A 19,456-nucleotide genomic window follows, 5' to 3' on the forward strand; every position below is an offset into this window, starting at 1 on the left:
AGTCAGGAGGCGGCGAGTGATTGCATCGGACCTTCAGAGCGGTGTCGAACGGCTCGGCGACATGATCGCAAGCGCCAAGACCATCGTGCCGTTCACCGGCGCCGGCATCTCGACCGAATGCGGCATCCCTGACTTCCGCTCGCCGGGTGGGATCTGGACCCGCAACCGTCCGATCCAGTTCGACGAGTTCGTTGCGAGCCAGGACGCGCGCGATGAATCCTGGCGCCGGCGCTTTGCGATGGAGGAGATCTTTGCCGCGGCCAAGCCCGGCCGCGGCCATCGCGCGCTCGCGTCGCTGCATCGCGCCGGCAAGATTCCCGCGGTCATCACCCAGAACATCGACAATCTGCACCAGGCCTCGGGCTTCGCCGCCGATCGCGTGATTGAACTTCACGGAAATACTACTTACGCGCGCTGCATCGGATGTGGGCAGGACTATCCGCTCGACTGGGTGAAGCAACGGTTCGACCGGGATCGTGCGGCGCCCAACTGCACCGCATGCGAGGAGCCGGTCAAAACCGCAACGATCTCATTCGGTCAGGCGATGCCCGAGGATGAAATGCAACGCGCAACCGAGCTGTCGCAGGCCTGCGATCTCTTCATCGCGATCGGTTCCTCGCTCGTGGTATGGCCGGCGGCGGGCTTTCCGATGATGGCGAAGAACGCCGGTGCACGTTTGGTGATCATCAATCGCGAGCCGACCGAGCAGGACGACATCGCCGACCTCGTCATCCATCACGACATCGGCGAAGCACTCGGGCCCTTTGTCGGTAATTGAGGCATCAATTTGATTCGCGCCTGTGCAAGCTGTTCATAGGTTCCAGCGAATCGCTTTTTTTATCTATGCCTCGCAACCGGGAGTGTTATCTTTTGATTCGAGAGATTCGCGTCGCGTCGAGTTGAGAAGATTTTCTGAAGATTCTCTCAAGACGCGTGATTCGACGCCGCCGCTGAGGGCGGGTTGCATAGGATGTGTGGGGTCCGGGGTTATGGGGTCGTCGGACGGATTTGAGTCCAAGAAGCTGGGAGTTCCCGCGCCGGGCGAACATGGCGGCGCCGGTCGTGACAGCGCGCTCAGTCCCTTCACCGGGCTCGGTGAGGGGAGCGCCAACCTTGTCGAGGTGCATGGCGTCATCAAATGGTTCGACGCCTCAAAGGGCTACGGCTTCATCGTTCCCGACAATGGATGGCCCGACGTGCTCCTGCACGTTACCGTGCTGAGGCGCGACGGCTTCCAGACCGCGTACGAAGGCGCCCGCATCGTCGTCGAGTGCATCCAGCGCGCCAAGGGCTACCAGGCCTTCCGCGTCGTCTCGATGGACGAGTCGACCGCGATCCATCCCGCACAGATGCTGCCGCCGCGTACCCATGTCACGGTCACCGCGACCAGCGGGCTCGAGCGGGCCCAGGTCAAATGGTTCAACCGGCTGCGCGGCTTCGGCTTCCTGACCTGCGGCGAGGGCACCCCGGACATCTTCGTGCACATGGAGACGCTGCGCCGCTTCGGCATGACCGAGCTGCGGCCGGGCCAGTATGTGCTGGTCCGCTTTGGGCCGGGCTCCAAGGGCATGATGGCTGCCGAGATCCATCCGGAGACCGGCTCGCCGGGTCTCCAGTCGCACTAGCGGCTTTCCATTTTCGTATTCGTGAGCAGAAGCGCGCGGCCCCCCGGGTCGCGCGCTTCTGGCTTTTGTCACGATCGCCGCGTATGGATTGTCGCAGTCCCACGTCTTAGCGCTGTCCCGAGTGCCATTCGCATGAAGCTTGATCGAAACATTGTCTGGTCCCTTGCCAGGGGCTGGCTCGTCGCCGTGCTCGTCGTTGCAGGCTTTGCCGTCGCAAGCGCGCCCGCGGGCGCGGCCAGCTTCCAGCCGCTCGAGATCGTCACCAAGAACGGCGTGCAGGTGTTCTCGGTGGAGATGGCGACCACGGACGAGGAGAAGCAGACCGGGCTGATGTACCGCAAGGAATTGGCCGACGGCAAAGGCATGCTGTTCGACTTCAATCCCGAGCAGGAAGTCTCGATGTGGATGAAGAACACTTATGTCCCGCTCGACATGATCTTCATTCGCGCCGACGGGCGCATCCTGCGTATCGCCGAGAATACCGAGCCGCTCTCGACCAAGATCATTTCGTCGAGAGGTCCCGCCCGGGCCGTCCTCGAGGTCGTGGCGGGAACAGCGCAGAAATACGGCATCCGTCCCGGCGATCGCGTTGGCCACCCCCTGTTTGGCAGCAAATAGGTCCGCAAATTGAGCTAGGTGGCGCCGTTTGGGCGGTTTGCAACGCTTGATGGCGCTTCGTAAGCTTGCTGGCGCCTGGCGAAGCGTGTATCGACGGGGCTCGCCGGACATTCGGGGTATAGCGCAGCCTGGTAGCGCGGCAGTTTTGGGTACTGCAGGTCGTTGGTTCGAATCCAGCTGCCCCGACCAAAAAGTGGCCTGAGAACGACGCTTACCCTGAGGCAACCTCGGCTCGAGGCTCTCAGAACTCACCTCTCTTGCGACCGTTTCCACACAACCAAGACCCTTTCCGGACATCGCGGCGCAAGTCGCGACCGCGGGCGCCGCCTCACTTATTTGACCGGGAACAGAAGCGCGAGACTAGCCCGCAATTGCCAAGCAGATGTGCCAGTCGGACGTATGGCGTTGTAATAGCCGGCAATCTGAGCGTTCACGGGTTGGTCACCCACTTTAAACACGCGACCGAAGCCACCTCCGATGGGTACGGTCCATTGCTGACCCGATGCAGCGAGCCAGTTCGAGGTGATGATCGGTGACGTCGTCAAGTACCAACCCTGCGCCAGGTTGTAGTTAAGGAACGGCTGCGCAAGGAATGAGTTCACGGCTGGCGTCAGTGGGTTGCCACCGACCGACCACTGATTGTTGAGCAAAACGCCGAGCACCCAATGTCCTGGCGTCACCAAGAAGACGGCCGTGGGGCCGAACAGGAATTTGCCGGTCCCGAGAACAGGATCGTTTGCCGACGGAACAGTGAAGACGGGACCCACACCCCAGATCAGCGCACCGGGATGCGCGGGGGAAAAGAACAAGGATTGAGTAATGTCGCCAACGCCATTGGTATTGCTGTCAAACAGCGGGTTCGGCTGGCTGATCAACGGAATGATGGTACGTGAAATCAGGTTCCAGTCATCATTCAAGTGCATCGGCACGACGGGCTGAATGTTGAACACTTCCTGGGTACGATTGAATGGTCCCGTGTTGAAATTGGTGTTGCTCTGGAATGGCACGCTGACCAGATCGGCGATCGGATTTTGTGATGCCTTCTGCAGGTTCTCCGACGACTCGGCAGAACCACCGGTGGGCGACGGCTCGCCCGCTTCGGGAACGCCGCTCACGAATTTATAATTGATGCCAGCCTTGACCATTTGAAGGTCGCGGTTCAAGGGCACGGCGGGCACCGTTGCCGAAGTCCAATTTGATAGCGCGAGGTAATCGTATTCGAGCTTCACCGTCCAATGCGGCTTGAAGCCGTATTCAATGCCTCCGCCGAGCAGCCAGCCGCTGCTGGTGGTGGACCCGTTCCAAACCGGACCAGGAAAGTTCAAGGTAGCATTGCTTTGCACCCAGCCGCCACCCAGCTTGGCGAATACAAGCCATCGGTCATTCACGACGCCAACGCGGCCCGCGGCGGTGCCGATCCAGCGCTGATTTACATCTCCCAAGGTCGGAGTCGAAAGCACCGGGTGACTAAATGCGGCCCAATCGAAGTCCCCCTCGACACCAAATAGAAGGTGACCAGCCTGGAAGTTATAGCCCGCCTGCACGCCACCAATGAATTCGGTTAGGCCGCCATACAGATTGTTGCCAGGAATGTTCAGGCTGCCGTTGGACCATCCGCCGCCGAAGTTGGCACCGACATAAAACCCTGACCAATTATAGGGTGGCGCAGCGACAGGTGCCTCGTACACCGCAGCTTTGGTAGGCAAATCCGATGCAAGAGCAGACCCGCTCAACAATCCTGCAGCAGCGATGCCCGCAAGGAACATTTTCTGCATGTTCGCCCCCAAAGGTCAGGCCACAACTCCGAAATGTACTGGGGGTAGCGCCTTCGGCCCAGCCCAACTTGGCTGATGCGAGCCAACCGTCCCTGCTATTCTCGATGCCGTGATATTTCGGCAACGACAAGGTGGTTCGATGATCGCGGAATAGAAGCGTCGCCGCCAGCGCGGCTCATAGCCGGTCGAGCGCGAGATCGAGTGGCTGAACGACTCCGCTCCAATCGAGGCGTGGCTAGACAAGGCGTTGTCCGCGTTCTTCAGCCGCCGCGGCGACGTGTAGAACGTGCTGCCCCCCATCCTGCTTGCGCCGCTCGATGAGCGCGATGGCAGGTTGGTCGAGTAGCCCGAGTTGAGCGCAACGTCGGGCCGCAAGCAGTCTGCCATGATCAAGTCTTCGATGCGGCTCCCAAAGCCGGCATCGAATACCCTTGACAGCTGCCCCGACCAGTCCCCGGCTTGAACCCTCTTGATCCCCTGGAGATCTAAAAGCACGGATGTCCGTCGGCCGCTGCCGGCGTTGGTCCGGCGGGCTGAGCATTGCCGCGACAATCTGTCCGCGACACAACCTCCGCGTCAGCTTCACGTGCACTATCTCTGCGCGTGCAATGGGGATGTTCGGACATGTTCAAAACGTTTTGCGGAACGGCGCTACTCGCCTTGTCCGCGACGACAGCATCTGCGGCTGATTATGCGCTGCAGGCGCCGCCGCTGGCGCCGCTGACCTTCAACTGGACCGGTTGCTATATCGGAGCTCATCTCGGCGGCGGTGCGAGCGTGGATCGCACGATCAACAGCGCTGGGGGGACGGTCGATTTCGGCACGGGTGGTTTTATCGGCGGCGGACAGGCTGGTTGCGACCATCAATTCGCATCCAACTGGGTCGTCGGCGCCGAAGGCCGGGCCGCATGGTCGAGCCTTTCGAGCCAGCATGGCAGCAACGTCAGATTTCCGGCGCTCGGCAACCTCGTCGTGCCGTCGCAGTTCGGCCTCAAGAACGATTTTCTCGCCTCGGTCACCGCGCGGTTCGGCTATGCCTATGGCTCAGGCTGGCTGTTCTATGGGCGAGGTGGCGTCGCCTGGACTCACGAGAAGATCGATGACGCCTATATCAGTCCGGCCACCGGCTTCGCGGTCGATCCAAGCGCGTCCGTCATGCGCGCTGGCTGGACGTTAGGTGCGGGCGTGGAATGGGCGTTTGCATCGAGCTGGTCGGCCAACGTCGAATACAATTACCACGACTTCGGCACGAAAGGCCCGATCCAGCTCATCAGTCCGGTCGAAGGCATCACCGTGGCCCATCTCAAGGACACGATCCATGCGGCGACGATCGGCGTGAACTACCACTACTGATGTGATCGGGAGCGGCCGGATGTCACCGCCGGCCAGCTCAGGTGTCAGGACAGCAGCCAGTCGCCCAGGCGCCAGGCCAGCCAGCCCAGTGCGCAGATCCACGCCGCCATCGCGATCGCCGCGATCCCGAGCCCGCACAGTGCAAACAGCGACGTCCGGGGTTCTTCCGCCTCGGACAGTTTCTCGGTCGTATCAACTTGGCTCACAGCATCCCCTTGGCCGGCGGCCGGCTGTTCATTGGTCTCGGTTCGCTCGCGAAAATTCACCGGCCGCGCTCCAACTCACAGGGACGTGAGACGGGATGACTGTCCATTCATGGCGAGCGGGAGCCGACAGCGGGCTGGTCGCGGGCCATCCGGGCAGGAGGGAAGAACCTGCAACTCGTGGCGAGATGATTGGTTGCTGTTTTTTCAAGTCCGTTGCGCCTGCTTCGCGCATTCCCCGCATTGAAGGGGAGAACAGGGCCCGCAATCGATGCTGCGCCCGCTGGTCCCTTCAGCCGAGGTTTTCATGTCGATCAGTGCAATCGCTTCTTCCATCGCCGCAGTGCGATCGGCCGCAGGGCCAAAACTACGATCAGGCACGCCGCCGAACGTTTAGCGCTTGTTGTTCGCAGGCCGCTATCTCTGCGCGATTTTTGCTGGAATTAAAACAGGTTAGAGGGCGCAGAATTACCAAAGCTTCATCGAACCTTTGGCCGTCGCCACGGACATATCAATGTTGGGAATTTCAGCGCCCAATGCCTAAACGGACGCCGCCAAGCGATGATATTCCGCTTGCGCGGCGTTGCGCTTTTGGGGCTCAGCCCGAGGCGTACCAGCCCGCCGGAAACGGGATCAGCGGCCAGACTGAATAATTGTCGTTGGCGGCCCTCGGCGACCTGTCATGGGACGGCCTGGCGACCGGTACCGGGGGCGATGAAATCATCGCCAGAAGCAAAGAAGCAAATTGCAGATTCATGATCATCGACCTGCAGTCAGTCGTTGAAAAATTCATTCTGAGCTTGAAATCAACCAGGCGAACGCTTCGGAAACAGCGCACTCATTCTCAAATCGCGCATGCATCTTAGGAAAGATAGGCAGGCGTTTCAACCGGCAACGCGGCGGTCTGTCGGCAAGTAAGGTTGATCGGTTAGGTTAAGCACGGGCCGTCGTTGCGGCCGTTTCGACGACTGGTATCAAACTGGTCCCGGCACGCGACGACGCCCCATCAGCGGCTCACACGATGTCATATTCGTCGCGGCGTTTCGTTTCGCGCGAGTTGTCCGCCATGACTTTCGATCTCACCTCCAAAACATCCCACCAACGGTCGAACTGGGCCGAGATCTGGCACCTCTGGACCGTGATCGTTCCGCGCCGCTCGATCAACGGGCAGCTCGTCTACGGCAAGGTCTGGCGCCGTCACGACGGCCGCGACTGGATCTACAAGAAGTTCACCGAATACGACGGCGAGGCGGCGGCCTGAGGCTGCCGCCGCCACGCGTCTCAGGCGGCCTCTCCTAAGCGGCTTTGGACGCGGGAGCAGCCGCGGGCTTCGCCGGCGGCGGCTTCAGCGGCTTGTCCTGCCGCTTCGACCACGAGATGTAATAGGCGACCGTCGTCATGATCGCGATGCCCGCGATGGAGACGAACAGCTGCGCGAACAGCGAGCCCGAGCTCATCGACAGCTCGAAATGGCCGACGAAGGATAGGAACACGCCGACGCAGAACACGGCGAGCGATTGCTGGCCGCAGACGATCACCGGATCGAAGATCTTCCATTCCAGGCCCGGCCAGTCCTTCGGCACGAAGCGGATCACCATGATCACGATCACGACGAAGTGGAGGAAGCGGTAGGGCGCGAGGTTGGTCTTGTCGTTCGGGTTGAACGCCGAGAACAGCCATTCCGGGAACATGCCGCCGAGGGTGGGGAAACGGCCGGCCATGGTCATGACCAGCGCGAAGAGGAGATAGCCGAGGCAGAGCCACAGCGTGATCGGCGAATTGATCAGCGTCATCGAGCGGCGCGCGCCGCCCATCGCGCACCAGGCGCCGAACACGAACAGCACCTGCCAGCAATAGGGGTTGAAGTACCACTGGCCGGCCGGGTAGGCGTTCAGGTTCAGGCTGAAGTGACGCGCGGTCAGCCACAGGATGATCGACAGCGCCATCGTCAGATCGGGCTTGCGCAGCATGAACCACAGCACCGGCGGAAACAGGCCCATCAGCACGATGTAGAGCGGCAGCACGTCGAGATTGAGCGGCTTGAAGCGCAGGAACAGGCCCTGTCGCAGCGTCTCGGTGGCGTTGTCGACGAGGCCTGCGACGTTGAACTCGTTGATCATCTCGGAATCGCCGAAGCGCAGCGCCAGATAGCTGATCGAGGCGATGTAGATCACGAACAGGATGATGTGGGCGACATAGAGCTGCCAGACCCGCTTGGTGAGGCGGGTGGCGCCGACGATGAAGCCGCGCTCCAGCATCATGCGGGCATAGACGAACGAGGCCGTATAACCGGAGATGAAGACGAACAGGTCGGCCGCGTCTGAAAAGCCGTAGTTGCGCGTCGTGATCCAGTTCACGACGTTGTCGGGGATGTGATCGAGGAAGATCGCCCAGTTGGCGATGCCGCGAAACAGGTCGAGCCTGAGGTCACGGCCCTTCTCGGGGAGCGTGGCGTTGATGTTCAGGAAGGCCATGCGACGGGAGCTCTCGAAGAGGACGGATACGCTGATGTCGGCGAGGCGAGGCCGCCGGGCGGGATTCCCGGGCGGAATGCGGGTACGCAATTGTCACAGTGCAGCATAATGACTATACCCCTCGGTGAGAGACCCGGGGGCCCGGAATCACCGATCAGTTCCCGAAAGGTGTCTCTATACTATGCCCGCGGTTTCCACCAATCGCTACCGTGACGCATTAAAATCGAACGAAAAGACCAAGAGGCCGGACCGCCAATGACCGCACGCATTTTCAAGCCCGCCAAGAACGCGATGCAATCCGGCCGGTCCAAGACCAAGGAATGGCAGCTCGACTACGAGCCGGAGCAGCCGCGCGCGGTCGAGCCGTTGATGGGCTGGACCTCGTCGGGCGACATGAAGCAGCAGATCACGCTGCGCTTCGACACCAAGGACGAGGCGGTTGCCTATTGCGAGCGCAAGGGCATCGCCTACCAGGTGATCGAGCCGAAGGAATCGCTGCACCGCCAGGTCGCCTATGCGGACAATTTCTCCTTCCGCCGCGGCGAGCCCTGGACGCACTGAGGCGCTCCGGTTCGGCCGACCCTGCGGGGAGCCCTTGGCACCCATTCCGCCGCGTGCTTCGCTGGTCCGCATGACGGGACCAGGACGAGGTGGGGGATGGCGGGGCGTGACCAGCTCGACGGCGTCGATCTGAAGATCCTATCCGAACTGCAGCAGGACGGGCGCGTCCGCAACAACGAGCTGGCGCTTCGCGTCGGCGTGTCCGCGCCGAATTGCCTGCGGCGGCTCAAATCGCTGTTCAGCCGCGGCGTGATACGCGCGGTGCGTGCCGTCATCGACGAGCGATTGCTGGGCTATGAGGTGGTGTCGTTCGTCTCGATCCAACTCGGCAGCCAGGCCCAGCCAGTGTTGGAGGCGTTCGAGGGATCGATCGCCGCGATCCCGCGCATCCAGCAGTGCTGGCGCATTTCGGGCGACACCGACTATCTCCTGAAATGCGTCGCGCCGAGCGTCGAGAGCATGCGCCAGCAGCTCCTGCATTTTGCCGCCATGCCCAACGTGAAGAACGTGCGCAGCTTTCCAGTCCTGGGTGTGGCGAAAGACGTGCCGCTGCCGGTGCAGGAGATCGCGGTCGCGGCGCCGGCAGGATAGGAGCCGCGCGTCTGCGCCTCAACGATACTTGCCGCGAAACTCGCGCGGGCTGGCACCGGTCCAGGTGCGGAAAGCGCGCGAAAAGCTCTTCTCGTTGCGAAAGCCGGCGATCTCCGCGATCCGCTTGATCGGGGTGCGGCCGCGCATCAGCTCCTGCTTGGCGAGCTCGAGCTTCGCTTCCTCCTTGAGGTCACGCAGCGAGGTGGCTTCCTCGCGCAGGCGGCGATGCATGGTGCGGGTGGAGAGCGCGAGTTCGCTTGCGACATCCTCCGCGCCGAGAATGCGTCCGCGCGCCTCGCGCAGCACGCGCCTGACACGCTCGACCAGCAAACGGTCGCGGCGATAGGGCAGCACGGTCAGCCGCAGCGCGCCCTTGAGCATGCTGTCGAGATCGGCGGCGCTGCGGGTGAGCGGCAGCGAGAGATAATGCTTGTCGAAGACGATGCGGGCATCGCCTGCGTCGAAGCGTACGTGCTTGCAGAAGATGGTCGGATAGACCGAGACGTGTCCGGGCTCGGCATAGGGAAACTCCGCTGCGCGCAGTGCGATCGCGGAATCCACCGCCCAGCAGGAGAAGCCGAGCACATAGCGGAGCAGGGTGACGAGACAGAACTCGCGCAGGGGTCCGAGATCGCGCTGCTCGCGAATGGAAATGGTCGCGGTCTCGCCGCTGACCGCAAGCTCGAACAGCACGTCTTCCGTCAGCAGGCGATGATGCCGGCACCAGCGCTTCAGCGCGACCTCGAGGGTGGGCGCGGTGATCGAGGCACGGCACAGCATGCCGTAAGTGCCCCAAGGCAGCTTCCGCGAAAACCAGCCGAGCGCCTCGTCGTCGAGCTCGCGCATGGCGTGGCCCGCCAGCGCCTCGAACTGCGCCGCCGTGACCCGCCCGTCGGTCGATCCAACGAGGTCGGGCAGGACCTGCCCCTTGCTCAAGGCCTCGGCCGGATCCCGCCCATAGCGGGCATAGGCCGCGACCACGCCGCGGACGAAGGCGGCGGGCGTCATGGCGCGGCGGGGCGTGGCGGTTGCGGCCTGAAAGGGCATCGAAAGTCCTTTGGAAAATCCTCGCCAAACTTGGCGGAAAATGCAACCTTTTCGACCGCCACGGCGCCCGGGCGGGGGTAGGTTCGGGGCCGATAAGAAATCTGGAGGAATCGCCTTGAACATCCCGAGCATCGATTTCGATCTGGGCGAAGACATCAGCATGTTGCGCGACACCGTGCGCGCCTTTGTGGAAGCAGAGGTGGCGCCGCGCGCCGCGGAGGTCGAGAAAGCAAACCTGTTCCCGGCCGATCTCTGGAAGCGTTTTGGCGACCTCGGCCTGCTCGGCATGACCGCGCCGGAGCAGTATGGCGGCTCCAACATGGGCTATCTCGCCCATGTCGTCGCCATGGAGGAGATTTCGCGCGGCTCGGCGGCGGTCGGGCTTTCCTACGGCGCGCACTCCAACCTGTGCGTCAACCAGATCCGCCGCAATGGTAACGACGCGCAGCGCAACCGCTATCTGCCGAAGCTGATCTCCGGTGAGTTCGTCGGCGCGCTCGCGATGTCCGAGCCGGGCGCCGGTTCCGACGTCGTCTCGATGAAGCTGCGCGCCGACAAGCGCGGCGACCGCTATGTGCTCAATGGCTCCAAGATGTGGATCACCAATGGCGGCGATGCCGATGTGCTGGTGGTCTACGCCAAGACCGATCCCGAGGCCGGCCCGCGCGGCATGACCGCCTTCCTGATCGAGAAAGGCTTCAAGGGTTTCACCCACGGCCAGCATCTGGACAAGCTCGGCATGCGCGGCTCCAACACCTATCCGCTGTTCTTCGACGACTGCGAGGTGCCGGAGGAGAACGTGCTCGCCGGCGTGGGCGAGGGCGTCAAGGTGCTGATGTCGGGCCTCGATTATGAGCGCGCGGTGCTCTCCGGCGGCCCGCTCGGCATCATGGCGGCCTGCATGGACGCGGTGGTGCCCTACATGCATGAACGAAAACAGTTCGGCCAGCCGATCGGCGACTTCCAGCTGATGCAGGGCAAACTCGCCGACATGTATTCGACGTGGCAGGCCACGCGCGCCTATGTGTACGCCGTGGGAAAGGCCTGCGACCGCGCCAACCACGCGCGCACGCTGCGCAAGGACGCCGCGGCCGCGATCCTCTATTCCGCCGAAAAGGCGACGTGGATGGCGGGCGAGGCGATCCAGGCACTGGGCGGCGTCGGCTACACATCCGAGTTTCCGGTCGGCCGGCTCTGGCGCGACGCCAAGCTCTACGAGATCGGCGCGGGCACGTCCGAAGTCCGCCGCATGCTGATCGGCCGCGAGCTGATGGCGGAAACCGCTTAAACCCACCACGCAACCACGTCACCAGAAACGCGGGACCACATGCCGCTTCATTCCAGCATCGATCCGTCTTCGTCCGATTTTGCGCGCAACTCCGATGCCATGCGCGCGCTCGTCGCCGATTTGCGCGAAAAGCTCAGCCAGGTTGCCGGTGGCGGCGGCGAGGCCTCGCGCAATCGCCACACCTCGCGCGGCAAGATGCTGGCGCGTGAGCGCGTCGATCTGCTGATCGACCCCGGCACGTCGTTCCTGGAGCTGTCGCCGCTCGCGGCCCATGGCCTTTATGGCGGCGACGTCCATTCGGCGAGCATTGTCACCGGCGTCGGGCGCATCTCGGGCCGCGAATGCGTGATCGTCGCCAACGATGCCACCATCAAGGGCGGCACCTATTACCCGGTGACCGTGAAGAAGCATCTGCGGGCGCAAGACATCGCGCGGCAGAACAATCTTCCCTGCGTCTACATGGTCGATTCCGGCGGCGCCTTCCTGCCGCTGCAGGATGAGATCTTTCCCGACGAACGTCATTTCGGCCGCATTTTCTACAACCAGGCGCAGATGTCCTCGGCAGGCATCCCGCAGATCGCGATCGTGATGGGCTCCTGCACCGCCGGCGGCGCCTATGTGCCGGCGATGTCGGACGAGAGCATCATCGTGCGCAATCAAGGCACCATCTTCCTCGGGGGCCCGCCGTTGGTGAAAGCCGCGACCGGCGAGGTCGTGAGTGCCGAGGAGCTTGGCGGCGCCGACGTGCATTCGCGGCAGTCGGGAGTGACCGATCACTACGCCCAGAACGATGCCCATGCGATCGGCATCGCCCGGCGCATCGTCGGCACGCTGAAGCCGTCGGCACGGCCGAACCTGAACATGCATCCGCCGCGCGATCCGCTGTTTGCGGCGGAGGAGATCTACGGCGTGGTGCCGGTCGACGGCCGCAAGCCGTTCGACGTGCGCGACATCATCGCGCGTGTCGTCGACGGCTCGGAGTTCGACGAGTTCAAGAAACTTTACGGCACGACGCTCGTCTGCGGCTTCGCCCATATCTGGGGCTATCCGGTCGGGATCATCGCCAACAACGGCATTCTGTTCAGCGAGAGTTCGCTGAAGGGGGCGCATTTCATCGAGCTGTGCTGCCAGCGCGGCATTCCGCTGGTGTTTTTGCAGAACATCACCGGCTTCATGGTCGGCAAGAAATACGAGGCCGGCGGCATCGCGCGCGACGGCGCCAAGCTGGTGACCGCGGTTGCGACCGCGTCGGTGCCGAAATTCACCGTGGTGATCGGCGGCTCCTACGGCGCCGGCAATTACGGCATGTGCGGTCGCGCCTACTCACCGCGCTTCCTCTGGATGTGGCCGAACGCACGCATCTCGGTGATGGGTGGCGAGCAGGCCTCGATGGTGCTGAGCCAGGTCCGGCGCGACAATATCGAGGCCAAGGGCGATAGCTGGTCGAAGGAGGAGGAAGACACATTCCGCAAGCCAATCCGCGACCAATACGAGAGCCAGGGCCATCCGTACTACGCGACCGCGCGTCTCTGGGACGATGGCGTGATCGACCCCGCGGACACGCGGCTGGTGCTCGGCCTCGGCCTCGCGGCGGCGTCGAATGCGCCGATCGAACCGACGAAATTCGGCCTGTTCAGGATGTGATGCGATGGACCGCTCAAAACTCTACCGCCGTTTTCGCACGCTCCTGATCGCCAACCGCGGCGAGATCGCATGCCGCGTCATCCGCACCGCGCGCGCGATGGGTCTGCGTACCGTCGCGGTCTATTCCGAGGCCGACCGCGACGCGATGCATGTCGCGCTCGCCGACGAAGCCGTGCTGCTCGGACCCGCGCGCGCCCGCGACAGCTATCTCAATGTCGAGCGGCTGATCGAGGCCGCCCGCAAGACCGGCGCCGAGGCCGTCCATCCCGGCTACGGCTTCCTGTCGGAAAATGCCGAGTTCGCGCACGCCTGCCTCGATGCGGGCCTCGTCTTCGTCGGCCCGACCGCCGGGATGATGACCGCGATGGGCTCGAAATCCGGCTCGAAAGCACTGATGGAGAAGGCCGGCGTGCCGCTGGTGCCCGGATATCACGGCGAGGCCCAGGACGATGCGACGCTGTCGAAGGCCGCGGACAAGATCGGCTTCCCCATCCTGGTGAAGGCCTCGGCCGGCGGCGGCGGCCGCGGCATGCGCATCGTGCGCTCGGCAGCCGAGCTTGCGCCCGCGATCGTCAGCGCCAAGCGCGAGGCCAAGGCGGCATTTGGCGACGACCGCATGCTGATCGAAAAATATGTCGACAATCCCCGGCATATCGAGGTGCAGATCATTGGCGACAGCCACGGCAACCTGCTGTCGCTGTTCGAGCGCGAATGCACCTTGCAGCGACGGCACCAGAAGGTGATCGAGGAGGCGCCGTCGCCGACGCTCAATGCCGCCCAGCGCGAGACCGTCTGCGCCGCCGCGCGAAAGGCGGCGGGCGCAGTGAATTATGTCGGTGCCGGTACCATCGAATTCGTCTCCGACGGCAAGGACGTGTTCTTCATCGAGATGAACACCCGTCTCCAGGTCGAGCATCCCGTGACCGAGCTGATTACCGGGATCGACCTCGTCGAGTGGCAATTGCGCGTCGCCTTCGGCGAGGCGCTGCCGCTGAAGCAGGACGAGATCAAGCTCAACGGTCACGCTATCGAAGCCCGTGTCTATGCCGAGAATCCGACCAAGAATTTCATGCCCTCGGTCGGCAGTATCTCGACCTGGCGGCTTCCGGCCGAGACTGGCGGCTTGCGCATCGACGCCGGCTATCGCGAGGGCGATAGTGTCTCGCCATATTACGACGCGATGCTGGCAAAAATGATCGCGTGGGCGCCGACGCGCGATGTTGCGATCGATCGGCTCAACCGCGGACTGGAGGCCTCCGACGTCCGTGGCATCGTCACCAACATCCCGTTCCTGTCAGCGCTGATCACGCATCCGAAGGTGCGGGCAAACGCGATCGACACAGGGTTCATCGAGCGCGAGCTGGCTGCTCTGACCTCGGGAGCGTCGGCGCCCGCCGAGCTCGAGCTGTGTGCCGCAGTCGCCGCGATCGTCAATGACGAGCGGCAGGCCGCGCAAGGAAGCGCAAATTCTCCTTTGAATTCTCCTTGGCAGACCTTTGGCTGGCAGCCGGTCGGACGCCGCCAGCGCAGCTTTGCCTTCCGCGTCGGCCATGGTTCCGAGCAGAAGATCACGCTGAATTACGGCAGCGGACCGTCGACGCTGGTGATCGGCGAACGTGAGCTGGCGTTCGCGATTGCGCCGAAGGATGGTGGTTTCGACCTGACGCTCGACGGCGTCAAATCGTCCGTCGCGGCCGTGATCGACGGCCATGAGCTTTACCTGCGCACGCGCAATGGCCGTTTCGACCTGCACTGGGTCGATCCGTTCGGCGGCGAGACCGAGGAGCAGGCCGGCGCGGACAAGATCGCGGCCCCCTTGCCGGGTACGGTCGTCGCCGTACTGGCCGAGGAGGGTGCCAAGCTCGAAAAGGGCGCGCCGATCCTCACCCTTGAAGTGATGAAGATGGAGCAGACGCTGCGCGCGCCCTATGCCGGCGTCCTGACGTCCATCAAATGCAAGGTCGGCGATATCGTCCAGGAGGGCGTCGAGCTCGCCGTGGTCGAGGCTTCCGGGGAGTGACATGAGCGACCCCGTCCGGATCATCGAAATGGGGCCGCGCGACGGCCTCCAGAACGAGAAGACACCCGTCAGCGTCGAGGCCCGCATCGCCTTCATCGAGGCGCTGGTTGCCGCCGGGCTCGATACAGTCGAGGTCGGCGCCTTCGTCTCGCCCAAGGCGATCCCGCAGATGGCGAGTTCGGATGCCGTGCTGCGCGGCGTTGCCCACGGCACCGGCGCCGAATTCCACGTGCTGGTGCCGAACGAGAAGGGCTATGACGCGGCGCGCGCAGCCGGCGCAAAGGTGGTCTCCGTGTTCGCGGCAGCCTCCGAAGGCTTTTCGCGCGCCAACATCAACTGCACGGTCGCGGAGTCCATTGCGCGGTTCAAGCCGGTGCTGGCGCGCGCCAAGACCGATGGTGTGAGGGTGCGCGGCTATATCTCCTGTGTGCTCGGCTGTCCCTTTGACGGCGAAATCAAGCCGAAGGCGGTTGCCGATCTTGCCAGCACGCTGTGGGATCTCGGCTGCTACGAGATCTCGCTCGGCGACACCATCGGCGTCGGCACGCCGACCAAAGCCAAGCAGATGCTGCGCGCGGTGGTCGCCAACATTCCCGCGTCAAAGCTCGCGATGCATTTCCACGACACCTATGGCCAGGCGCTGGCCAATCTCTATGCCGGCCTGGAGGAGGGCGTCCGCGTCATCGACGCCGCCGCCGGCGGCCTCGGCGGTTGTCCTTATGCGCCGGGTGCAACGGGAAATGTCGCGACCGAGGATGTCGTCTACATGCTCGAAGGCATGGGCGTGAAGACGGGCATAGATATGGACAAGCTGCTGGCGGCCACGAATGAGATGAGCAGCGTGCTGGGCAAGCCGCCCGTGAGCCGCGTTGCCTCCGCGCTGAACGCGAAGAAGAAGCGGACGAATTCGTAGGTGCCGTAGGGTGGGCAAGCGCAGCGTACCCACCACTTCTGCGATCGTTGTGAGATGGTGGGCACGGCGCTATGCGCCTTTGCCCGCCCTACGGCAGCGGTGCATGCAGCTCTACCTGCTCCCGTCCGGCCCCATCACCAGATCCGGCAACCAGGTCGAGATCTCCGGCACCAAACACAGCAGCAGCACGGCGCCCATCATCAGCAGCACGAAGGGCAGCGTGCCCCAGATGACTTCGCTCAGCGAAATGTCCGGCGCGACGTTGCGGATGACGAAGATGTTGAGGCCTACGGGGGGATGGATCAGACCCATCTCCATCACGATGGTCATGACCACGCCGAACCAGATGATGTCGAAATTTGCGGCGCGAAGCGGCGGCAGGATGATCGGCGCGGTCATCAAAATGATCGAGACCGGCGGCAGGAAGAAGCCGAGCACGACCACCATGACGAGGATCGCGAACAGCAGCCCCCAGCGCGGCAGATGCATCGCGACGACGGATTCGGCCGCCGATTGCGAGATGTGCAGATAGCTCATCACATAGGAATAGAGCAGCGACATGCCGATGATCATCATCAGCATGGTCGATTCCCGGATCGTCGATTTCATGATCGGGCCAAGGTCGCTCGGCCGCCACACGCCGTAGATCGCAGCAATCAGCCCCAGCGCCAGCAGGCCGCCGAGGCCGGCGGTCTCCGATGGTGTGGCATAGCCGCCATAGAGCGCGGCCATCACGCCAGTGAGCAGCAGCACGAAGGGAAGCACCCGCGGCAGCACGTTGAAGCGTTCGGCCAGCGTATATTCGTCGCGGGCCAGAATTGCGGTTTCCGGGCCGCCGTTCTTGTAGGCAGCCTCGGCCGCCGCATATTCCTGGCGGAATCGGATCACCGCGTAGCCGCCGAACAGCGAAACCAGCAGCAGGCCGGGACCGATGCCGGCGAGGAACAGCCGTCCCAGCGACTTCTCCGCGGCGACCGCGAACAGGATCATGGTGATCGAGGGCGGCAGCAGGATGCCGAGCGTGCCGCCGGCCGCGATGATGCCGGCCGCGAAGCCGCCGGAATAGCCGCGCTTGCGCATCTCGGGGATGCCAGCCGAGCCAATCGCCGAGCAGGTCGCGGGCGAGGAGCCCGCCATCGCCGCGAACAGCGCGCAGGCGAAGACGTTGGCGACGCCGAGGCCACCGGGCACGCGATGCAGCCAGGCATGCAGCGCCGAATAGAGATCCTGTCCGGCGCGCGATTTGCCGATCGCGGCACCCTTCAGGATGAAGAGCGGGATCGACAGCAGCGTGATCGAGGCCATCTCCTCGTAGACATTCTGCGTCACCGTATCGAGGGACGCCGATGGCATGTAGATGCCCATGAACACGACCGCGACCGCGCCGAGCGCGAACGCGATCGGCATGCCCGAAAACATCACGAGCAGTGTTGCGATACCATAAGCGATACCGATACCGAAAACGCTCATGGACGCTTGGCTCCCGCGAACGGCAGCGCCAGCTGCACGAGGATCTGAATGCACAACAGGCTCATGCCGAGCGCCATCAGCGAATAGGGAATGGCGAGCGGCGGCGACCACATCGAGTTCGAGACCTGGCCGTCGGCATAGGCTTCGTGGGCCAACGTCCAGGATTTCCAGGCGAAGAAGACGCAGAACAGGAACGTCACGGCGTCGACGAACCAGAGTCTGATCCTGTTCGCCAGCGGCGAGAGCAGGCCGACGAAGGCCTCGATGCCGATATGGCCGCGGTTCTGCTGCACATAGGCCGCCGTCATGAAGGTGGCCCCGACCAGCAGGAACACGGCGGCCTCGTCCTGCCAGTAATTGGCGGCCTTGAACAAAGCGCGGCTCAGCACGCTGTAGCTCAGGATGGCGCAAGCGGCGACCAGCGCCAGCGCCGCGAACACGACGATGATGCGGTTGAGGATGGCGAGGCCGCGATCGAGCACTGCTGCAAGGCCGGTCCTTGCGGCAGCATTCGCCGTGTCCTCACGATCCCCGAGCGGACCGTGGCTCATGCAGCGACGTCGGACGCGAGCTTGAGCAGGTTCGCCGCGGTCGCGGTCTTGGCGCCGTAATCCTTCCACGCGGTGTCGCGGGCGATGTCGCGCCACTTGCCGACCGTGGCGGCATCGAGCACCGAGACCTTTGCACCGGCCTTCTCGTAGACCTTGGCGACCTCGACGTCGTCGTCCTGCGCGCCCTTGCGGCCGAAGGTTTCGAGCTCCTGGCCGACGGCAAGCAGGATGTCCTGCTGGTTCTTCGGCATCTTGTCGAAGATGGCCTTCGACATCATCAGCGGCTCGAGCATGAACCAGTAGGACGCGCCCGCGCCCGAGGTCAGCGACTTCGCGACCTCTTCGAGCCGGAACGAGATCAGGCTGGTGGAGGAGGTGATGCCGGCGTCGCAGGCGCCGGTCTGCATCGCCGCGTAGATTTCGTTCGAGGGCACCGACAGCACCGAGGCGCCGGCGGTCTGCAGCACCATGTCCATCTCGCGCGAGCCGCCGCGCACCTTCATGCCCTTGGCATCTTCCGGCGACACGATCGGCTTGGAGCGGCTGGCGACGCCGCCGGCCTGCCATACCCAGCTCAGGAGAATGATGCCCTTGTCGGCGAGGAAGTCGGTCAGCGCTTTGCCGACCGGCTCCTTCTTCCAGCGCATGCCCTGGTCGTAGGTGGTGACGAGGCCGGGCATCAGGCCGATATTGGTCTCGGGCAATTCGCCGCCGGCATAGGGCATCGGATACAGCGAGATGTCGAGCGCGCCCTTGCGCATCGCGGAGAACTGCGCGTTGGTCTTGATCAGCGAGGAGTTCGGATAGATCTCGGCTGCGATGTCGCCGTTGCTGCGCTTGCTGACTTCGGCGGCGAACATGCGGCAGAGCCGGTCGCGGAAATCGCCCTTGTCGATGGTGCCGCCGGGGAATTGATGCGAGATCTTCAGCGTGGTCGCGGCATGCGCGGTGCCAATGCCGAAGCGGATAATGGCGGGTGCGGCGACCGCGGTCGCGAGCAGGTTTCGACGCGTGAACATGAAGTATCCCCTTGAGCGGTTCTGGACGGTTCTTGTTTGCTGAGATTTGGGTCGAGCCTTTGAGACCGGCTTAGGCCCATCCTAGCCCGTCTTTCAGCCAACATTCTCTAGTCTGATAGTTCGAGACCGAATGCCGCGGCAAGTGTCGATCATGGTGCGCTGCACACTGGGGAATCTCCAGGGCGTGCAGAGGGCTTCTCCGAAGGACCGATGCCGGCAAGCCCGCACAAATTTATCGGCAACAGCGTAACAACGCCAGCTGGCGATCCGTCGAGATTGTGTAGCGGCGTCCGTCGCTGACAAA

18 protein-coding genes and 1 tRNA gene are annotated in these 19,456 nt (G+C 63.5%); 12 read left to right on the plus strand and 7 right to left on the minus strand.

Annotation, left to right across the window (positions count from 1 at the left end; genetic code table 11):
• The first annotated feature begins 16 nt into the window (after positions 1-16).
• The 4 genes from K3F49_RS21000 (at position 17) to K3F49_RS21015 (ending at position 2,432) form a co-directional block, all read left to right on the plus strand.
• Positions 17-778, plus strand: coding sequence for an SIR2 family NAD-dependent protein deacylase (locus K3F49_RS21000; protein WP_234682849.1), 762 nt, complete (start codon positions 17-19; stop codon positions 776-778).
• 211 nt (positions 779-989) lie between these two features.
• Complete coding sequence (locus tag K3F49_RS21005; RefSeq protein ID WP_234682850.1) at positions 990-1,625, plus strand: cold-shock protein; 636 nt, start codon at positions 990-992, stop codon at positions 1,623-1,625.
• A 132-nt stretch (positions 1,626-1,757) separates the two neighbouring features.
• A complete protein-coding gene (locus K3F49_RS21010; RefSeq protein WP_234682851.1) occupies positions 1,758-2,243 on the plus strand; it encodes a DUF192 domain-containing protein in 486 nt (161 codons plus the stop codon).
• A gap of 112 nt (positions 2,244-2,355) precedes the next feature.
• Positions 2,356-2,432: transfer RNA gene (locus K3F49_RS21015), tRNA-Pro, on the plus strand.
• A gap of 143 nt (positions 2,433-2,575) precedes the next feature.
• Here the strand turns inward: K3F49_RS21015 and K3F49_RS21020 are convergent.
• Positions 2,576-4,018 carry an outer membrane protein gene (locus K3F49_RS21020; protein ID WP_234682852.1) on the minus strand — a complete coding sequence of 481 codons (1,443 nt, stop codon included), beginning with the start codon at positions 4,016-4,018 and terminating at the stop codon, positions 2,576-2,578.
• A 624-nt stretch (positions 4,019-4,642) separates the two neighbouring features.
• Between K3F49_RS21020 and K3F49_RS21025 the strand changes: the two genes are divergently transcribed.
• Positions 4,643-5,371 carry an outer membrane protein gene (locus K3F49_RS21025; protein ID WP_234682853.1) on the plus strand — a complete coding sequence of 243 codons (729 nt, stop codon included), beginning with the start codon at positions 4,643-4,645 and terminating at the stop codon, positions 5,369-5,371.
• A 44-nt stretch (positions 5,372-5,415) separates the two neighbouring features.
• Here the strand turns inward: K3F49_RS21025 and K3F49_RS21030 are convergent, their stop codons facing one another.
• Positions 5,416-5,637: an RNA-binding protein gene (locus tag K3F49_RS21030; protein WP_234682854.1), complete on the minus strand. Its 222-nt coding sequence runs from the start codon at positions 5,635-5,637 to the stop codon at positions 5,416-5,418.
• Between the two features lie 1,003 nt (positions 5,638-6,640).
• Here K3F49_RS21030 and K3F49_RS21035 point away from each other — a divergent pair.
• Positions 6,641-6,835 (plus strand): hypothetical protein, encoded by a 195-nt coding sequence (locus K3F49_RS21035; protein WP_234682855.1) that lies wholly within the window; start codon positions 6,641-6,643, stop codon positions 6,833-6,835.
• 34 nt (positions 6,836-6,869) lie between these two features.
• Here the strand turns inward: K3F49_RS21035 and K3F49_RS21040 are convergent, their stop codons facing one another.
• Positions 6,870-8,048 carry an OpgC domain-containing protein gene (locus tag K3F49_RS21040; protein ID WP_234682856.1) on the minus strand — a complete coding sequence of 393 codons (1,179 nt, stop codon included), beginning with the start codon at positions 8,046-8,048 and terminating at the stop codon, positions 6,870-6,872.
• A 255-nt stretch (positions 8,049-8,303) separates the two neighbouring features.
• On the opposite strand from K3F49_RS21040, the gene K3F49_RS21045 reads away from it, so the two are divergent.
• Complete coding sequence (locus K3F49_RS21045) at positions 8,304-8,609, plus strand: ETC complex I subunit (protein WP_234682857.1); 306 nt, start codon at positions 8,304-8,306, stop codon at positions 8,607-8,609.
• 96 nt (positions 8,610-8,705) lie between these two features.
• Positions 8,706-9,200 (plus strand): Lrp/AsnC family transcriptional regulator, encoded by a 495-nt coding sequence (locus K3F49_RS21050; RefSeq protein WP_234682858.1) that lies wholly within the window; start codon positions 8,706-8,708, stop codon positions 9,198-9,200.
• A gap of 18 nt (positions 9,201-9,218) precedes the next feature.
• Here K3F49_RS21050 and K3F49_RS21055 read toward each other — a convergent pair whose 3' ends face one another.
• Positions 9,219-10,247 (minus strand): AraC family transcriptional regulator, encoded by a 1,029-nt coding sequence (locus tag K3F49_RS21055; protein WP_234682859.1) that lies wholly within the window; start codon positions 10,245-10,247, stop codon positions 9,219-9,221.
• A 160-nt stretch (positions 10,248-10,407) separates the two neighbouring features.
• Between K3F49_RS21055 and K3F49_RS21060 the strand changes: the two genes are divergently transcribed.
• Genes K3F49_RS21060 through K3F49_RS21075 form a run of 4 tightly spaced genes read left to right on the plus strand, consistent with a single transcriptional unit; the run spans position 10,408 to position 16,112 of the window.
• Positions 10,408-11,535, plus strand: coding sequence for an isovaleryl-CoA dehydrogenase (locus tag K3F49_RS21060; protein WP_276575409.1), 1,128 nt, complete (start codon positions 10,408-10,410; stop codon positions 11,533-11,535).
• A 39-nt stretch (positions 11,536-11,574) separates the two neighbouring features.
• Positions 11,575-13,179: a carboxyl transferase domain-containing protein gene (locus K3F49_RS21065; protein WP_234682861.1), complete on the plus strand. Its 1,605-nt coding sequence runs from the start codon at positions 11,575-11,577 to the stop codon at positions 13,177-13,179.
• A 4-nt stretch (positions 13,180-13,183) separates the two neighbouring features.
• The gene (locus K3F49_RS21070; protein ID WP_234682862.1) at positions 13,184-15,199 is read left to right on the plus strand and encodes an acetyl/propionyl/methylcrotonyl-CoA carboxylase subunit alpha; all 2,016 of its coding nucleotides are present in this window, start codon (positions 13,184-13,186) and stop codon (positions 15,197-15,199) included.
• Between the two features lies 1 nt (position 15,200).
• Positions 15,201-16,112, plus strand: a complete 912-nt coding sequence (locus K3F49_RS21075) for a hydroxymethylglutaryl-CoA lyase (protein ID WP_234682863.1) — start codon at positions 15,201-15,203, stop codon at positions 16,110-16,112.
• Positions 16,113-16,223: 111 nt separating this feature from the next.
• Here K3F49_RS21075 and K3F49_RS21080 read toward each other — a convergent pair whose 3' ends face one another.
• Genes K3F49_RS21080 through K3F49_RS21090 form a run of 3 tightly spaced genes read right to left on the minus strand, consistent with a single transcriptional unit; the run spans position 16,224 to position 19,152 of the window.
• On the minus strand, positions 16,224-17,582 hold the full coding sequence (locus tag K3F49_RS21080) for a TRAP transporter large permease (protein ID WP_234682864.1): 1,359 nt from the start codon (positions 17,580-17,582) through the stop codon (positions 16,224-16,226).
• A complete protein-coding gene (locus tag K3F49_RS21085; RefSeq protein ID WP_234682865.1) occupies positions 17,579-18,133 on the minus strand; it encodes a TRAP transporter small permease in 555 nt (184 codons plus the stop codon). Before K3F49_RS21085 ends, K3F49_RS21080 begins: the two co-directional genes overlap by 4 nt.
• Positions 18,130-19,152, minus strand: a complete 1,023-nt coding sequence (locus K3F49_RS21090; protein ID WP_234682866.1) for a TRAP transporter substrate-binding protein — start codon at positions 19,150-19,152, stop codon at positions 18,130-18,132. Before K3F49_RS21090 ends, K3F49_RS21085 begins: the two co-directional genes overlap by 4 nt.
• Positions 19,153-19,456 lie beyond the last annotated feature (304 nt).

The sequence above is a fragment of the Bradyrhizobium monzae genome (assembly GCF_021458635.1).
Taxonomy (GTDB): Bacteria; Pseudomonadota; Alphaproteobacteria; order Rhizobiales; family Xanthobacteraceae; genus Bradyrhizobium.

What these genes read in the sequence shown, in the direction of transcription:
- K3F49_RS21035 (WP_234682855.1), top strand. Translation starts at nt 6,641, where the DNA reads ATGACTTTCGATCTCACCTCCAAAACATCCCACCAACGGTCGAACTGG.
- K3F49_RS21065 (WP_234682861.1), top strand. Translation starts at nt 11,575, where the DNA reads ATGCCGCTTCATTCCAGCATCGATCCGTCTTCGTCCGATTTTGCGCGC.
- K3F49_RS21040 (WP_234682856.1), bottom strand. Translation starts at nt 8,048, where the DNA reads ATGGCCTTCCTGAACATCAACGCCACGCTCCCCGAGAAGGGCCGTGAC.
- K3F49_RS21075 (WP_234682863.1), top strand. Translation starts at nt 15,201, where the DNA reads ATGAGCGACCCCGTCCGGATCATCGAAATGGGGCCGCGCGACGGCCTC.
- K3F49_RS21060 (WP_276575409.1), top strand. Translation starts at nt 10,408, where the DNA reads ATGTTGCGCGACACCGTGCGCGCCTTTGTGGAAGCAGAGGTGGCGCCG.
- K3F49_RS21025 (WP_234682853.1), top strand. Translation starts at nt 4,643, where the DNA reads ATGTTCAAAACGTTTTGCGGAACGGCGCTACTCGCCTTGTCCGCGACG.
- K3F49_RS21080 (WP_234682864.1), bottom strand. Translation starts at nt 17,582, where the DNA reads ATGAGCGTTTTCGGTATCGGTATCGCTTATGGTATCGCAACACTGCTC.
- K3F49_RS21070 (WP_234682862.1), top strand. Translation starts at nt 13,184, where the DNA reads ATGGACCGCTCAAAACTCTACCGCCGTTTTCGCACGCTCCTGATCGCC.
- K3F49_RS21085 (WP_234682865.1), bottom strand. Translation starts at nt 18,133, where the DNA reads ATGAGCCACGGTCCGCTCGGGGATCGTGAGGACACGGCGAATGCTGCC.
- K3F49_RS21090 (WP_234682866.1), bottom strand. Translation starts at nt 19,152, where the DNA reads ATGTTCACGCGTCGAAACCTGCTCGCGACCGCGGTCGCCGCACCCGCC.
- K3F49_RS21005 (WP_234682850.1), top strand. Translation starts at nt 990, where the DNA reads ATGGGGTCGTCGGACGGATTTGAGTCCAAGAAGCTGGGAGTTCCCGCG.
- K3F49_RS21055 (WP_234682859.1), bottom strand. Translation starts at nt 10,247, where the DNA reads ATGCCCTTTCAGGCCGCAACCGCCACGCCCCGCCGCGCCATGACGCCC.
- K3F49_RS21045 (WP_234682857.1), top strand. Translation starts at nt 8,304, where the DNA reads ATGACCGCACGCATTTTCAAGCCCGCCAAGAACGCGATGCAATCCGGC.
- K3F49_RS21020 (WP_234682852.1), bottom strand. Translation starts at nt 4,018, where the DNA reads ATGCAGAAAATGTTCCTTGCGGGCATCGCTGCTGCAGGATTGTTGAGC.
- K3F49_RS21050 (WP_234682858.1), top strand. Translation starts at nt 8,706, where the DNA reads ATGGCGGGGCGTGACCAGCTCGACGGCGTCGATCTGAAGATCCTATCC.
- K3F49_RS21010 (WP_234682851.1), top strand. Translation starts at nt 1,758, where the DNA reads ATGAAGCTTGATCGAAACATTGTCTGGTCCCTTGCCAGGGGCTGGCTC.